At 73.1% G+C, this 13,499-nt stretch carries 16 protein-coding genes; 6 read left to right on the top strand and 10 right to left on the bottom strand.

The features are described from left to right. Positions 1-32 precede the first annotated feature (32 nt). From HRF36_RS10595 to glp, 4 genes are read right to left on the bottom strand one after another with little or no spacing between them, the layout of a single operon-like run. On the bottom strand, positions 33-554 hold the full coding sequence (locus tag HRF36_RS10595; RefSeq protein WP_173209577.1) for a molybdenum cofactor biosynthesis protein MoaE: 522 nt from the start codon (positions 552-554) through the stop codon (positions 33-35). Further along, positions 551-1,084 carry a molybdenum cofactor biosynthesis protein B gene (locus HRF36_RS10590; protein WP_173209575.1) on the bottom strand — a complete coding sequence of 178 codons (534 nt, stop codon included), beginning with the start codon at positions 1,082-1,084 and terminating at the stop codon, positions 551-553. The genes HRF36_RS10595 and HRF36_RS10590 overlap by 4 nt, the downstream gene beginning before the upstream one ends. Further along, positions 1,081-1,554: a cyclic pyranopterin monophosphate synthase MoaC gene (gene moaC, locus HRF36_RS10585; protein WP_173209573.1), complete on the bottom strand. Its 474-nt coding sequence runs from the start codon at positions 1,552-1,554 to the stop codon at positions 1,081-1,083. The genes HRF36_RS10590 and moaC overlap by 4 nt, the downstream gene beginning before the upstream one ends. Beyond that, positions 1,551-2,828, bottom strand: a complete 1,278-nt coding sequence (gene glp, locus HRF36_RS10580) for a gephyrin-like molybdotransferase Glp (protein ID WP_173209571.1) — start codon at positions 2,826-2,828, stop codon at positions 1,551-1,553. Before glp ends, moaC begins: the two co-directional genes overlap by 4 nt. A 38-nt stretch (positions 2,829-2,866) precedes the next feature. Here glp and HRF36_RS10575 point away from each other — a divergent pair, with 38 nt between their 5' ends. The 5 genes from HRF36_RS10575 to HRF36_RS10555 all read left to right on the top strand — a co-directional run bounded on the left by HRF36_RS10575 (position 2,867) and on the right by HRF36_RS10555 (position 7,053). Then, positions 2,867-3,781: an MTAP family purine nucleoside phosphorylase gene (locus HRF36_RS10575; RefSeq protein ID WP_173209569.1), complete on the top strand. Its 915-nt coding sequence runs from the start codon at positions 2,867-2,869 to the stop codon at positions 3,779-3,781. A gap of 62 nt (positions 3,782-3,843) precedes the next feature. Next, positions 3,844-4,899, top strand: coding sequence for an NAD(P)-dependent oxidoreductase (locus HRF36_RS10570; RefSeq protein ID WP_173210044.1), 1,056 nt, complete (start codon positions 3,844-3,846; stop codon positions 4,897-4,899). A 107-nt stretch (positions 4,900-5,006) separates the two neighbouring features. Then, positions 5,007-5,675 (top strand): glycosyltransferase family 2 protein, encoded by a 669-nt coding sequence (locus tag HRF36_RS10565; protein WP_173209567.1) that lies wholly within the window; start codon positions 5,007-5,009, stop codon positions 5,673-5,675. Beyond that, positions 5,672-6,352: a DUF2064 domain-containing protein gene (locus HRF36_RS10560; RefSeq protein ID WP_173209565.1), complete on the top strand. Its 681-nt coding sequence runs from the start codon at positions 5,672-5,674 to the stop codon at positions 6,350-6,352. Before HRF36_RS10565 ends, HRF36_RS10560 begins: the two co-directional genes overlap by 4 nt. Further along, complete coding sequence (locus tag HRF36_RS10555; protein WP_173209563.1) at positions 6,349-7,053, top strand: methyltransferase domain-containing protein; 705 nt, start codon at positions 6,349-6,351, stop codon at positions 7,051-7,053. Before HRF36_RS10560 ends, HRF36_RS10555 begins: the two co-directional genes overlap by 4 nt. Here the strand turns inward: HRF36_RS10555 and HRF36_RS10550 are convergent. Both HRF36_RS10550 and HRF36_RS10545 read right to left on the bottom strand, forming a co-directional pair. Next, positions 7,002-7,508, bottom strand: coding sequence for a hypothetical protein (locus tag HRF36_RS10550; RefSeq protein WP_173209561.1), 507 nt, complete (start codon positions 7,506-7,508; stop codon positions 7,002-7,004). The two genes, HRF36_RS10555 and HRF36_RS10550, sit on opposite strands and share 52 nt — an antisense overlap. Next, entirely contained in the window at positions 7,505-8,863 is a 1,359-nt protein-coding gene (locus HRF36_RS10545) for a molybdopterin-dependent oxidoreductase (protein WP_173209559.1), read from the bottom strand. The genes HRF36_RS10550 and HRF36_RS10545 overlap by 4 nt, the downstream gene beginning before the upstream one ends. 85 nt (positions 8,864-8,948) lie before the next feature. Here HRF36_RS10545 and HRF36_RS16320 point away from each other — a divergent pair, with 85 nt between their 5' ends. After that, positions 8,949-10,418, top strand: coding sequence for a glycosyltransferase 87 family protein (locus HRF36_RS16320; protein ID WP_173209557.1), 1,470 nt, complete (start codon positions 8,949-8,951; stop codon positions 10,416-10,418). Here the strand turns inward: HRF36_RS16320 and HRF36_RS10535 are convergent. From HRF36_RS10535 to HRF36_RS10520, 4 genes are read right to left on the bottom strand one after another with little or no spacing between them, the layout of a single operon-like run. Next, positions 10,406-11,467 (bottom strand): ABC transporter ATP-binding protein, encoded by a 1,062-nt coding sequence (locus HRF36_RS10535; protein ID WP_173209555.1) that lies wholly within the window; start codon positions 11,465-11,467, stop codon positions 10,406-10,408. The genes HRF36_RS16320 and HRF36_RS10535 overlap by 13 nt on opposite strands. Further along, complete coding sequence (locus HRF36_RS10530) at positions 11,464-12,264, bottom strand: ABC transporter permease (protein ID WP_371740109.1); 801 nt, start codon at positions 12,262-12,264, stop codon at positions 11,464-11,466. The genes HRF36_RS10535 and HRF36_RS10530 overlap by 4 nt, the downstream gene beginning before the upstream one ends. Further along, positions 12,261-13,076 carry a molybdate ABC transporter substrate-binding protein gene (gene modA, locus HRF36_RS10525; protein ID WP_173209553.1) on the bottom strand — a complete coding sequence of 272 codons (816 nt, stop codon included), beginning with the start codon at positions 13,074-13,076 and terminating at the stop codon, positions 12,261-12,263. Before modA ends, HRF36_RS10530 begins: the two co-directional genes overlap by 4 nt. Before the next feature lie 3 nt (positions 13,077-13,079). Then, on the bottom strand, positions 13,080-13,484 hold the full coding sequence (locus tag HRF36_RS10520; protein WP_173209552.1) for a molybdopterin-binding protein: 405 nt from the start codon (positions 13,482-13,484) through the stop codon (positions 13,080-13,082). Between the last annotated feature and the right edge of the window lie 15 nt (positions 13,485-13,499).

Raw genomic sequence — 13,499 nt, 5'->3', positions numbered from 1 at the left:
TGCACGCCCGACTCGACGGAGCGGAGCCGGGGTCAGCCCAGCGACGCCACCCACTCGTCCGAGCCGTCGGTGAACTCCTGGCGTTTCCAGATCGGGGTGCGGGCCTTGACCTCGTCGACCAGCGCGGCGCAGGCCGCGAACGCTTCGGCGCGGTGGGCCGACGCCACGGCGCAGGCCAGGGCGACGTCGCCCACGACGAGGTCGCCGTACCGGTGCTCGACCGCGATCGCGACTTCGGGGTGGGCCTCGGCCACGGCCAGCGCGACCTCGCGGATGACCTCTGTGGCGGTCGGATGCGCCTCGTAGTGCAGGGCCTCGACCCCTCGGCCCTCGTCGTGGTCGCGGACGACGCCCTCGAACGTCACGACCGCCCCGGAGGCGCGGCTCGTCACGAGCGCGGAGCACTCGGCCACCGACACGGTCACGTCGACGACGCGAGCGAGCAGCACGCGGCCCGCGGCGGGTGCGGAATGACCGGGTGCGGCGGAACCGGGTGCGGCGGTGCCGGGTGAGTGGCCTCCGCCGGGCAGGACGGTCGGATCGTCGTCGGTCATGCGGCCCCCTCGGGACTCGGGTGGCGGTTCTGGGCGTGGTCGACCCCGTGCAGCTGGTCGACCACGTGGTCGAGGACGTCGTCGAGCACGGCGAGCCCGTCGCGCACCCCGCCGCGGGAGCCGGGCAGGTTGACGACGAAGGTGCCGCCGGCCACGCCGGCCAGCCCGCGGGAGAGGACGGCCAGGGGCGTCGAGATCGCACCACGTCGGCGGAGTTCTTCGGCGATGCCGGGCAGTTCGCGATCGAGCAGCGGCAGGGTCATCTCGGGGGTCGCATCGGTCGGCGACACGCCCGTCCCCCCGGTGGTGACGACGGCGTCGACACCCCACTCGAGCGCGGCCTCGAGCACCGCCCCGACCGGTTCGCCGTCGGCCACGACGACGGGCCCCTCGACCAGCCACCCCCGTGCGACGAACCAGTCGCGGATGACGGGGCCGGTCGTGTCGTCGGCGGTGCCGGCGGCGGCGCGCGTCGAGGCGACCACGACGACGGCACGACGGGTCTCGACCTCGGGTGCGTCGCCGCTCATCGTGACCAGTCCCCCGACTTGCCGCCCTGCTTGTCGAGCACCTTGATCTCGCCGATGACGGCGAGCGCGTCGACCGCCTTGATCATGTCGAAGAGGGTCAGGGCGGCGACCGAGGCGGCGGTCAGGGCCTCCATCTCGACCCCGGTGACACCCCGGGTCGAGACGCGAGCGATCACGGTGACCTGCGCCTCGGCCGTCTGGAAGTCGACGGTGATCGCGCCGAGCGGCAGCGGGTGGCAGAGCGGGATGAGCGTTGGCGTCTGCTTGGCGGCCAGGATGCCGGCGATGCGGGCGGTACCGAGGGCCTCGCCCTTGGGCAGCGAGCCGTCGACCAACCTCGCGACGACGTCGGGCCGGGTGGTCAGGACGGCCTGCGCGGTGGCGATGCGCTTCGTCTCGGATTTGCCAGTCACGTCGACCATGTGGGCGGTGCCGTCGTCGCGGACGTGGGAGAGCGGGGTGTCGGTCATCGGTCGGCCTTCTCGTGGGGTGCGGGGTCGTCGAGCGCCCAGACCTCGACCCGGTCGCCCTCGTCGAGGCGGTCCACGCCGACGGGGATCGAGACCAGCACGGTGGCCTCGGCGTGGGCGGCGAGCAGGTGCGAGCTCGGCCCGCCGACGAGGTGGGCCCGACCGTCGACGTCGACCCGCCCGCGACGCAGCTGGTGCTTGCCGACCGGCGAGTCCACCGGGTGCGCCATGGGCACCGACCACCGCCGCCGGGGTCGGCCGACCGCCGTGACACCGTGCAGGGCGGGACGCAGGAAGGCCTCGAACGACACGAGCGAGCTGACCGGGTTGCCGGGGAAGCAGACGACGGGCAGCTCACGGTCGTGCACGCGCACGGTGCCCCACCCCTGCGGACCACCGGGCTGCATGGCGACCGGCCCGAACGTGACGCCCGAGCCCTCGAACGCGTCGCGCACGACCTCGTACGCCCCCGCGCTGACCCCGCCGCTCGTCAGCACGAGGTCGACCTCGTCGGCGTGCCGGGCGACGACGGCGAGCAAGGCGGCCGCGTCGTCGGTGACCCGGGCGGTCGTGACGACCACGCCGATCTCGGCGAGCGCCGAGGCCAGTGCGACACCGTTCGCGTCGTGGATCTGGCCGGGCCCGAGGGGAGCACCGGGTGCCGCGAGCTCTTCGCCGGTGGAGACCAGGAGGAGGCGCGGGCGGCTGCGTACCTCGACCGCGTCGATGCCGGAGGCGGCGAGCACGCCCCACCGGGCGGGTGTCAGTCGCGTCCCGGCCGCGAAGAGCACGGAGCCTGCGGCGACGTCGCTGCCCGCGGCTCGGACGAAGGCCCCGGAGGACACGCCGGCGGGCACCTCGACGACGGCGTCGACCCCGACGGGAGGGAACGTGTCGGGCGAGACCTTCTCGATGGGCACGATCGCGTCCGCGCCGGCGGGGACGGCCGCGCCGGTCATGATCGGGGCCGCGGTGCCGACGACCAGGTCGGGGGCGGCCCGTCCGGCGGGGATGCGCGGCGCGACCCGGAGGACGGTGGGGCCGGCCGGGTCGAGCCCCGAGGTGTGGACGGCGTAGCCGTCCATCTGGGAGTTCGCGAAGGGTGGCAGGTCGATCGGGGCGACGACGTCGGCGGCGAGCACCCGGTCGCGGTACCGGTCGGGGCGAGCGGCGAGTGCCTCGGGGCTGACCACGAGCGCGTCGACCGGCCGGGCCCGCACGGCGGCCTCGACGACGGCCGTGACCTCGGCGAGGTGGGTCTCGATGGTGCGCACGCGGTTCCTCTCGGGCGATCGTCAGTAGCGTATCGGGGGTGACCGACCCCGCGACCGAGACCGACGTCCCCCAGCCCACCCGCCCCTCCTCGGGGCCGCCGCCCGTCGACGTCGCCGTCATCGGCGGATCGGGGCTGTACTCGCTCTTCGCCGACGGTGAGGCGACGCGACACGTGGTCGAGACGCCCTACGGCCCCACCTCGAGCGAGGTGACGATCGGCGAGCTGGGCGGCAAGCGCGTGGCGTTCCTCACCCGGCACGGCGCGGGGCACGCGGTCGCCCCGCACCTGATCGACTACCGGGCGAACGTGTGGGCGCTCGCGTCGCTGGGTGCCAAGGCGATCGTGTCGTCCTCGGCGGTCGGCGGGGTCAGCCCCGACGTCGCCCCCGGCACCATGGTGGTGACGGACCAGTTCATCGACCGCACCTGGGGACGACGCGACACGTTCTTCGACGTCGAGGGCCAGGTGCAGCACCTCATCGCCGCCGACCCGTTCGACCCCGTGCTGCGGGCGGCCGCGATCGAGGCCCTCGAGGCGCAGGGCGAGCCCTTCGCCGCGACCGGCACCTGCGTGGTGATCCAGGGGCCGCGCTTCTCGACCCGCGCCGAGTCGCTCTGGTTCCGCGCCGCGGGGGCGCACACGGTCAACATGACGATGTACCCCGAGATCCCGCTCACCCTCGAGCTCGGCATGGGAGCCGTCAACATCTCGTACGTCACCGACAGCGACGCCGGCCTGGCACCGGCCGAGGGCGACGCCCCGGATGCCGACGCCGTCAGCGCCTCGCTCGTCTTCGAACGACTCGCGGCCGCCCAACCGCGCATCGTCGCGGCCATCGAGTCCGTCGTCGCCGCGATGCCGGACGACTACTCGCCGCGCGAGCTGATGCCGCCCGGGGCGGTGGCCGAGGTTCTCGCGCGGCCCGTCTCGGGACGGAAGGCCGCGCTGTGACCGCGCCCCGCGCCTCCTCGTCCGACGAGACCACCGCGGCCTCCACCTCCGACGGACCGGGGTTGCTGCTCGTCACCGGCGGGGCGGGCTTCATCGGGTCGACCGTCGTCGACCTCGCGCTCGAGCGCGGCTGGCGGGTGCGGGTGCTCGACTCGTTGCGACCGGACGTGCACGGCGGCGAGCCGACGATCGACCCGCGGGTCGACTTCGTGCACGGCGACGTGCGCGACACCGACACCGTCGACCGGGCACTCGTGGGTGTCGACGCGGTCTGCCACCAGGCGGCCAAGGTCGGGCTCGGCGTGGACTTCCAGGACGCGCCCGACTACGTGTCGTCGAACGAGCTCGGTACGGCCGTCGTGCTCGCGGCGATGGACCGCGCCGGCGTCGACCGTCTCGTCGTGGCGTCGTCGATGGTCGTCTACGGCGAGGGCAGCTACCGCACCTCGTCCGGCGCGACCGAACGCCCGGCGCCCCGCCGCATCGCCGATCTCGACGCCGGCGTCTTCGACCCCCGCGACGAGGCGGGCGAGCTGCTCGAGCCGCAGCTGATCAGCGAGGAGGCCCCGCTCGATCCGCGCAACGTCTACGCCATCACCAAGCTGACGCAAGAGCATCTGTCGACCTCGTGGGCGCGCAGCACCGGCGGGCGGGCCGCCGCGCTGAGGTACCACAACGTCTACGGCCCGGGCATGCCCCAGAACACGCCCTACGCCGGTGTGGCCTCGCTCTTCCGTTCGGCGCTCGAGCGCGGCGAGGCGCCGCGTGTCTTCGAGGACGGCGCCCAGCGTCGCGACTTCGTGCACGTCCGCGACATCGCCTCGGCGAACCTCGCGGCCCTCGAGTGGACGGCCACGCAACCGGCCGACACCTTCCGCGCGTTCAACGTCGGCAGTGGCACCGTGCACACCATCGGCGAGATGGCCGAGGCCCTGGCCCGCGAGGCCGCCGGACCGGCCCCCGTCGTCACCGGCGAGTACCGCGCGGGCGACGTGCGGCACGTCACGGCGTCGTCGGCACGGCTCCGCGACGAGCTGGGCTGGCGGCCGAGCGTGACCTTCGAGCAGGGCATGCACGAGTTCGCGACCGCCCCGCTGCGCGCCGCGGTCGTCCGCTAGACGGAGACACCCCGGGAACGGACCGGAACGACGGCACGCCCCCCGTTCGGGGCGTGCACCGTCCGCTCCCATCACCTTCATGGGATCGCATCCGTACAGTCGACAGGATGAGCAGCCCCCGAGTAGACGTCGTGCTTCCCTGCCTCGACGAAGAAGGGGCGTTGCCCTGGGTGCTCGGTCGACTGCCCGAGGGCTGGCACGCGATCGTCGTCGACAACGGCTCGACCGACGACTCCGCCCGCGTCGCCGCCGACCACGGCGCGACGGTGGTGCAGGAGGCGCGGCGCGGCTTCGGCAGCGCGGCCCACGCCGGTCTCGAAGCCGCCACCGCCGACTACGTCGCCTTCTGCGACGCCGACGCCTCGATGGACCCCTCCGACCTCGTGGCCCTCGCGGCCCCCGTGATGGCCGGTGAGGCCGACCTCGTCCTCGGTCGCCGGCGCCCGACCACCCGAGGGGCCTGGCCGGTGCACGCGCGCCTCGCCAATCTCGCCCTCTCGCACCTCATGCGACGGGCCAGCGGCGTGGCACTGCACGACCTCGGGCCGATGCGCGTCGCCCGCCGCCAGGCGCTGCTCGACCTCGACCTGAAGGACCGCCGCAGCGGTTACCCGCTCGAGATGGTGCTGCGCGCCAGCGAAGCCGGCTGGCGGATCGTCGAACAGGACGCCCCGTACTCGCCCCGGGTCGGCCGCAGCAAGGTGACCGGCACCATCCGCGGGACGTCCGTCGCGATCAAGGACATGTCCCGACTCCTGAGGGAGGTCGGCCGATGACGACCCTCGTGGTGATCGCGAAAGAGACGATCCCGGGCAAGGTCAAGACCCGACTGCACCCCCCGCTCAGCCTCGAGCAGGCCGCCGACGTCGCGGCCGCCGCGATCCAGGACACCCTCGAGGTCGCCCGCCGCCTCCTGGCCACGCGGCGCGTGTTGCTGTTCGACGGCAACCGCAGGCCCGTCGGCTCCGAAGACTTCGATGTGATCCCTCAGATCGGTGGCGACCTCGACGCACGCCTCGGCGCCCTCTTCGACGAGGTCGACGGGAAGACCGTGCTGATCGGCATGGACACGCCCCAGGTGACGGTCGAGGCACTCGCCCCGGTCTTCGACGACTGGACCGACGACGTCGACGCGTGGTTCGGCCCCGCGAACGACGGCGGGTTCTGGGCTCTGGGCCTCGCCCGCCCCACCGGCGACCTGCTGCGCGGCGTGCCGATGTCCCAGGACGACACGGGCGCCCACCAGCTCCGCCGACTCGCCGACGCCGGCCTCACCGTGCGCATGCTGCCCGAACTCGTCGACGTCGACACCATCGACGACGCCCGCCTCGTCGCGGCCACCGCACCCGAGAGCCGGTTCGCCGCCGCCCTGCGGCACGCCGAAGCCACCAACACCACCACGAACGGCGTCGCCCGCACGACCGATCCCGCCACAGAAGGGGTCACCCCGTGACCATCGCCCCCGAACAACCCGCCACCTTCGGATCAGGAGGCGCGGAGCCCTACGCCCGCGCCCTGCGTCACGAAGGCCAGCTGCAGCTCGTCCGCATGGCCGGTGCCGCCGGCCGGCCCGCGTCGCCCCCCTCGTCCGGCGACGGTGACGAACCCTTCGACGTGGCGCGCTGGAGCGCCGACGCCGACGCCGCCGACCTCACGACCCTCGACCACGAGACCGGTCCGGTGCTCGACATCGGTTGCGGCCCCGCGCGCATGGTGCGCGCCGCGGTCGACCGCGGGCTCACCGTGCTCGGGCTCGACGTCTCACCGACCGCCGTCGCGATGGCCCTCGAGGCCGGCCTGCCCGTTGCCGGGGGCTCGGTGTTCGACCCCCTGCCCCGTGAAGGCGAATGGAACCTCGCCCTGCTGCTGGACGGCAACGTCGGCATCGGCGGCGACCCGACCGCGCTGCTGACCCGCTGCGCCGAGATCCTCACGTCGACCGGCTCGATCGTCGTCGAGACCGCCCCCCAGGCCTCGCTCGACGACAGCTACGAGGCCCACGTGGTCGACGACCAGGGTCACGAGAGCGCGACCTTCCCCTGGGCCGAGGTCGGCCGGGAAGCCCTGCACCGGCACGCCCGACGCGCCGGTCTCCGGGTCGCTCAGACCTGGTCGGTCGACGGTCGCACCTTCTGCCGCCTGCGCGCCAGGTAGAGCGCGACCAGGCCGGCGGTCAGGGCCGCGATCACGAGCCAGAGGACGGCGAGGCGCAGGCCGTAGTCGAACGGCAGCACCGTCTCGTTCTTCGGTCCCTTCGCCTTCGCGACGATCTCGGGCACGACGACCAGCGAGAAGATCGCCCCGACGACGACGGCGCCCTGCACGATCCACAGGATGGCCGGACGGACACGACGCCCGGTCCGCCGGACGACCAGCGAGACCACGGCCACCACGGGAGCCAGCACGGCGTCGTGCACGACGACCGAGCCGACCAGCCAGAGCAGCAGCCCGCCGTACCGGTTCGGGTTCACCGTGTCGGTGAGCACCCAGCCGCCGAGGCCGATCAGGGCGACGCCGAGGGCGATCAGCACCCCGCGGACGACGCGGACGGTGCTCGAGGTGCCCGCGCCTCCTGGGTTCGACACGGCCGAAGGCACCCGCGCGGTCACGAGAGCACCTCGATCGAGCTGAGCCACTTGGTCTGCAACACGCCGGGCCGGCCCGGGGCGATCATGCGCGCCGGGTAGCCGTGGTCGATGCTGAGCGGCTCGCCGTTCAACTCGAGGGCGACGAGGGTGCGCGGGTCGGAGGCGTACTCGGGGCCCATCTCGGTCACGCGGTAACCGCCCTTCTTCTCGAGGCTGGTCAATCTGAGACGACGGTCGGTCGGGGCTCCGGCGGCGGCCAACAGGTCGACGAGGCGGACCCCGCGCCAGGCACCGGTCTGGCTCCAGCCCTCGACACAGGCGATCGGCAGGCGCTCGTCGGCACGGTCGAATCCGCGGAGCACGTCGAGCGTGAACGAGGTCGCGACGCCGCGGACCACGACGTCGAGGCGCCAGTCGGGGTCCATGGCCGTCTCGAGCACCTGGGCCGCGGCGGCCGTGCGGTTGATCGGCAGGTCGTTCGGACCGAGTCCGCGCTGCCTCGGGGCGAAGGCGTTCAGAGGCGAGAGCGGAGCGAACGACTGACCGGCGGTGAGGGCGACGACTCCCCCGGTGGCGACACCGGCCGCGGTGAAGAAACCACGCCGAGACACGCGGGCCCGGCCCGGTTCGCGGTCGACCTCGTGCGCGGAGTCGATCCAGCGGATGACGCGGCCCGTGAGTCCGCGGACGGGAGCCGGAGGCGCGGCGTGCTGGTCCCGGTCACGTCGCGTCACGTCGGCGTCACGCACCGCCCGGAAGCGGGCGAGCTCGGCGGTCGCCTCGGACTCGCCGACGAACGCGGCGCGGGCCTCGTCGAGTTCGGCCGACGGCTCGACGACGCGTCCGTCGGCGTCGTAGCTGTCCCGGGCCCGCCAGTAGCGGGTGATCAGCGGCAACTTCACCGCGATGTGGATCGCGAGCGAGCCGATGATCACGAACGACAGCGCGAAGTGCACCTGCTTGAACGGGAACGGCCACGGGTAGTACTGGTACGTGTTGAGCAGTCCGGTGACCAGCTGGAGGATCGTCGTCGCGACGAACAGGGCGATGGAGGCGCGTTCGAGCACGTCGACGGGGTGCTTGATCGGCGGGTACTGGAAGAGCTGGGGGAACACCGAGTGGAGCTTGGCCAGCAGCAGCGGGATGCAGGCGATGCCGGCGGTGATGTGGATGCCCTGGCTCACCTGGTAGAGCCAGACGGGGCTCGTCGGGAACCGCATCCCGTCGAGCGGCTCCTGCAGGAAATGGCTGTACAGGCCGGTCAGCAGGCAGACGACGAACGCGGCGCCGAGGAGACGACCGAAGACGGTCGCCGACCGGGCGTTGCGGTTCGGCGACGAGGCGGCGCGGCGCGCCTCGTACAGCAGGCGCCTCATGGTGTCGATCGTCTCATGTGGCTCATCATCTCCGATGCGCACGGGTTGGACGGACTCCCAGGGCCGATTCGGCCAGACTGGGGGCGTGCGTACTGTGTTCGCGGCCGTTGCCGTCCTCGGATTGGCCGGGGCGATCGCCTGGGGCGTGGTGAACGTCGGGTTCCTGATGAAAGAGCTGCGCACCGACTTCGTGGTCTGGACCGCCGTCTGCTGGGCGCTGTTCGCGCTGGCGGTCGTGCTGCTGCGCCGGGTGCCCGTGCGACACGTCACGGCCCTCGTGATCGCGGGCACGGCACTGGTCGGTGGTGCGGGCCTCACCGGCGTGCCCAACACGAGCACCGACCCGGCCCGGTACGCCTGGGACGGCATCGTGCAGACCGCCGGCGTCTCGCCCTACGAGTACACGCCCGACGCGGGCGAGCTGCGCGACCTGCGACCGGCGTGGATCTTCCCCGAGTCGACGCCGTTCACCCGCACCGACGGCACGATCGGTGAACGCTGCGGCGAGCCCGACCGCCAGGTGCACCGCGCCTACGACAGCCAGACCGGCGACGTCGTCTGCACGCTGATCAACCGACCCGACGTCCCGACGATCTACCCGCCGATGGCCGAGCTGTACTTCTGGGCGGTGTCGGCCGTGGTCGGACCCGACGCCGGGTTCTTCCCGCTCCAGGCGATGGGCTTCGTGCTCGTGCTGGGGACCACCCTCGCCCTGCTGACCACCCTGCGTCGTCGAGGTCTCGACCCCCGCTGGGCGGCGCTCTGGGGTTGGTGCCCGCTCGTGGTCGGCGAGGGCATCACCAACTCCCACGTCGACCTGCTCGGCGCCGTGCTCGTGGTCGCCGCGTCGTTGCTCGTCGCGACCGGTCGGCGCTTCCGCGGCGGCATCGCGCTCGGAGCCGCGATCGCCACCAAGCTCATCCCGGTGATCGCGGCACCCGCCCTACTGCGCGGGCAGCCCTGGAAGGTGATCAGCGCCTCCGTCGTCACCTTCGCCGTGCTGTACGTGCCCTACGTCGCGATGACCGGGTGGGGCGTGCTCGGATACCTGCCGGGTTACCTGACCGAAGAGGGCTACGAGGACGGCTCGCGGTTCGTGTTCCTGTCGGCCTTCATGCCCGATGCCTGGACGACGCCGGTCGCCGTGCTGATCGTCGGCGTCACGGCCGTGATCGTGTGGGTGAAGACCCCGGCGCACGACCCGTGGCTGGGGCAGCTCGTGATGATCGGCGTGACGCTCGTCACCGTCAGCCCTCGCTACCCCTGGTACGCCCTGCTGCTCGTCCCGTTCGTCGCGCTGACCGGGCGGGTCGAGTGGTTGGCGATCCCGCTCGCTCTGCTCGTACGCCAACTCGAGCCGGGCATGGCCCTGCAGCGGGCGTCGCTCGCCTCGGCCGTTCTCTTGATCCTGCTCGTGACCCTCTGGCGGGCCGGACCCGGGTTCACCGACCGCCTGCTCGACGGGGTCGGGCGCGACGTCGCGCGGGTGCGCCAAGTCGTCGGACGCCGGCCGGGCGGCTCCAGGTCGGGCCCGGGGCCTGCTCAGACGAGATAGGCGACGGCGTCCCCGGCGTCGAACGAGAACCGGACCGCCGTGCCCGGCACGAGGTCGAGGGTGGCGACGACGCCCGGCAGGACGTCGGCCGACACGTCCCCGGCCCGGACCCGGACGACGTCGCCACGGGGTTCGAGGTCGGTCACGACGACGTCGAGGACGTTCTCGTGCGGTGTCGCGCCCGACGGCGCCCCGGTCGTCACGCGCACGGCGCTCGGCCGGACCGCCACGGCCGCCGCCGTGCCCGACGTCAGCCCGTCGGCGGAGCGCGCGCCCAGCACGGTGCCGTCGTCGAGTCGCACACCGCCGTCGGCCGTCGCCGTGCCGGTCAGCAGGTTCAGCGCCGCGAGCCCGGCGGCGAACGAGGTGGTGGGCCGTTCGAGCACGGTGCGCGTGGGGCCGGAGTCGACGACGCGGCCACCCTCGAGCACGACCACCCGGTCGGCCAGGGTGAAGGCGTCGAGGACGTCGTGCGTGACGACGATCACGGTGCGATCGGCCAGCACGTCGCGCAGCGTCCGTCTCAGGGCGGGCGCGACCGAGACGTCCAGGGCGGCCATCGGCTCGTCGAGCAGCAGCAGGTCGGGGTCCGTCGCCAGGGCGCGCGCGACGGCGATGCGCTGCGCCTGGCCGCCGGACAGCTGGGCGGGCCGGCGGTCGGCGAGCGCCGTGGCATCGACCCGGGCGAGCCAGTCGGCGGCACGGCGGCCGGCCTCGCGGCGTGGCACGCCGGTGCTGCGCGGGCCGAAGGCGACGTTGTCGAGGACGCTGAGGTGAGGGAAGAGCAGGGCGTCCTGGGCGAGCAGCGAGACTCCACGCTCGTGTGGGCGCAGCACGGACCCGCGCCCGCGACCGTCGAGGTCGAACAGCACCCGGTCGCGCAGACGGGCCGTGCCGTGGTCGGGTCGCAGCAGGCCCGCCATCAGCTCCAGCAGCGTCGACTTGCCCGCGCCGTTGGGGCCGAGGACCGCCACCGTCTCGCCCTCGGCGACGGTGAGCTCGACGTCGAAGCCGCGGGACTCGACCACCGCGGCGAATTCGAGCGTCACGGCCCGCGCCTCCTCGTGGCCGGACCGGACGACTGGCCGGCCTGGTGCGCGAGGGCGACGACGACGACCGCCAGGACGACGAGCACGAGCGACAGCGCCACGGCGGCGTCGGGGTCGGTCTCGCGTTGCAGGTAGATCTCGAGCGGCAGGGTGCGCGTGACGCCCTGCAACGACCCCGCGAAGGTCAGCGTGGCCCCGAACTCGCCGAGTGCCCGGGCGAACGACAGCACGGCGCCCGAGACGAGGGCGGGCAGCACGATGGGCAGGGTGACGCGCCGCAGCACGGTCGTGGGCCGGGCGCCGAGGGTCGCGGCGACGGCTTCGTACCGCGTGCCCACCGTGCGCAGGGCACCCTCGAGGCTCAGCACCAGGAAGGGCAGGGCGACGAACGTCTGGGCCAGCACGACCGCCGTGGTCGAGAAGGCGATGGTCACGCCGAACGCGTCCAGGGTCTGACCGAGCAGTCCGCGGCGCCCGAAGGTGTACAGCAAGGCGATGCCCCCGACGACGGGCGGCAGCACGAGGGGCAGCAGCACGAGCGATCGGAGCACCTTCTGGCCCCAGAACTCGGTGCGAGCCAGCACCACCGCCATCGGCACTCCGAGCACGACGCAGATCAAGGTCGCGGCGACCGAGGTACGCAGGCTGAGCCACAACGCCGCGACCGACGACCGGGACGTGACCAGGGGCCCGAACTCGGCCCAGTCGACCCTCGACACCATGGCGACCAGGGGCAGCAGGACGAAGGCGGCGCCGAGTGCGGCGGCGACCGCGATCCAGGCCGGGACCGACCTCACGGTGTTCCGAAGCCTGCGTCCTGGAGGACGCCCCGCCCGACCTCGCCCGTGACGAAGGCGACGAACGCCCGGGCCACCTCGGGGTTCGACGTGTCGGCCACGGGGGCGATCGGATACGTGTTGACCGCCTGGTCCGACTCGGCGAAGTCGACGCCCACGACGCTGTCGCCCGCCGCCTCGACGTCGGTCACGTAGACCAGTCCGGCGTCGGCCTCGCCCGAGGTGACCTTGCCGAGCACGTCGGTGACCGAGGACTCTTCGCTGACCGGCGAGATCGTGACGCCGGCTGCCTGCTCGACCGTCACGGTCGCGGCCCCGCAGGGCACCTGCGGGGCGCAGACCACGGTCTTCACGTCGGATCGCGCCAGGTCGGCGAGGTCGGCCACCCCTGCCGGGTTCGACGGAGGCACGGCGATGGTGAGCACGTTGGTCGCGAAGTCCTCGGGGGCCGAGGACTCGACGAGGCCGGCCTCGGTCAGCTTGGCCATGTTCTTCTCGTCCGCCGAGGCGAAGACGTCGGCGGGCGCGCCCTCGGTGATCTGGGTGACGAGGTCGGACGAGCCCGCGAAGGTCAGCTCGACCGTCGTACCGGGGTGGGCCTCGTCGAACTCGTGAGCCAGCTCGGTGAACGTCGTCGTGAGCGAGGCGGCGGCGTAGACCGTGATCGAACCCTCGAGGGCGTCGGCCGACGCGGACGGGGACGCCCTCGTGGTGCTGTCACCGACCGAACCGGAGCAGCCGGTCAGGGCGAGAGCCGCGGCGATCGTCGTCGCACCGGCCAGGACGGCGAGGGTCTTCGGGGTTCGCCTCACGGGTCAGGCCTTCCCGCCGGGGGTCTCGATGATGACCGTCGTGGCCTTCACGACGGCGATGGCCACCGAGCCGGGCTCGAGGCCCAGCTCGCGGACGGCTTCGCTGCTCATCAGCGAGACGATGCGGTGCGGTCCGCACTGCAGTTCGACCTGGGCCATGACCCGATCGGCCGTGATCTCGGTGACGACGCCCACCAGCCGGTTGCGGGCCGAGCGCCCGACCTCGGACGGATCGGCCGGCAGCACGGCGTTCTCGCGCGCGAGGCGCGCCAGGGACAGACCGTCGACGACACCGCGACCGGCCGCGTCCTTCTCACTCGTGAGCAGACCGAGGTCGACCCAGCGCCGGACGGTGTCGTCACTGACGCCGAGAAACGCCGCGGCGTCTTTGATCCGTATCTGCGTCATGAGAGCCACCATAGT

It is taken from the genome of Frigoribacterium sp. VKM Ac-2836, assembly GCF_013248995.1.
Classification (GTDB): domain Bacteria; phylum Actinomycetota; class Actinomycetes; order Actinomycetales; family Microbacteriaceae; genus Frigoribacterium.
Note: the sequence above shows the minus strand (reverse complement) of the source record. Positions and strands in the feature narration are given on the sequence as shown.

What these genes read in the sequence shown, in the direction of transcription:
- HRF36_RS10595 (WP_173209577.1), bottom strand. Translation starts at nt 554, where the DNA reads ATGACCGACGACGATCCGACCGTCCTGCCCGGCGGAGGCCACTCACCC.
- HRF36_RS10590 (WP_173209575.1), bottom strand. Translation starts at nt 1,084, where the DNA reads ATGAGCGGCGACGCACCCGAGGTCGAGACCCGTCGTGCCGTCGTCGTG.
- moaC (WP_173209573.1), bottom strand. Translation starts at nt 1,554, where the DNA reads ATGACCGACACCCCGCTCTCCCACGTCCGCGACGACGGCACCGCCCAC.
- HRF36_RS10565 (WP_173209567.1), top strand. Translation starts at nt 5,007, where the DNA reads ATGAGCAGCCCCCGAGTAGACGTCGTGCTTCCCTGCCTCGACGAAGAA.
- HRF36_RS10560 (WP_173209565.1), top strand. Translation starts at nt 5,672, where the DNA reads ATGACGACCCTCGTGGTGATCGCGAAAGAGACGATCCCGGGCAAGGTC.
- HRF36_RS10545 (WP_173209559.1), bottom strand. Translation starts at nt 8,863, where the DNA reads ATGAGGCGCCTGCTGTACGAGGCGCGCCGCGCCGCCTCGTCGCCGAAC.
- HRF36_RS10520 (WP_173209552.1), bottom strand. Translation starts at nt 13,484, where the DNA reads ATGACGCAGATACGGATCAAAGACGCCGCGGCGTTTCTCGGCGTCAGT.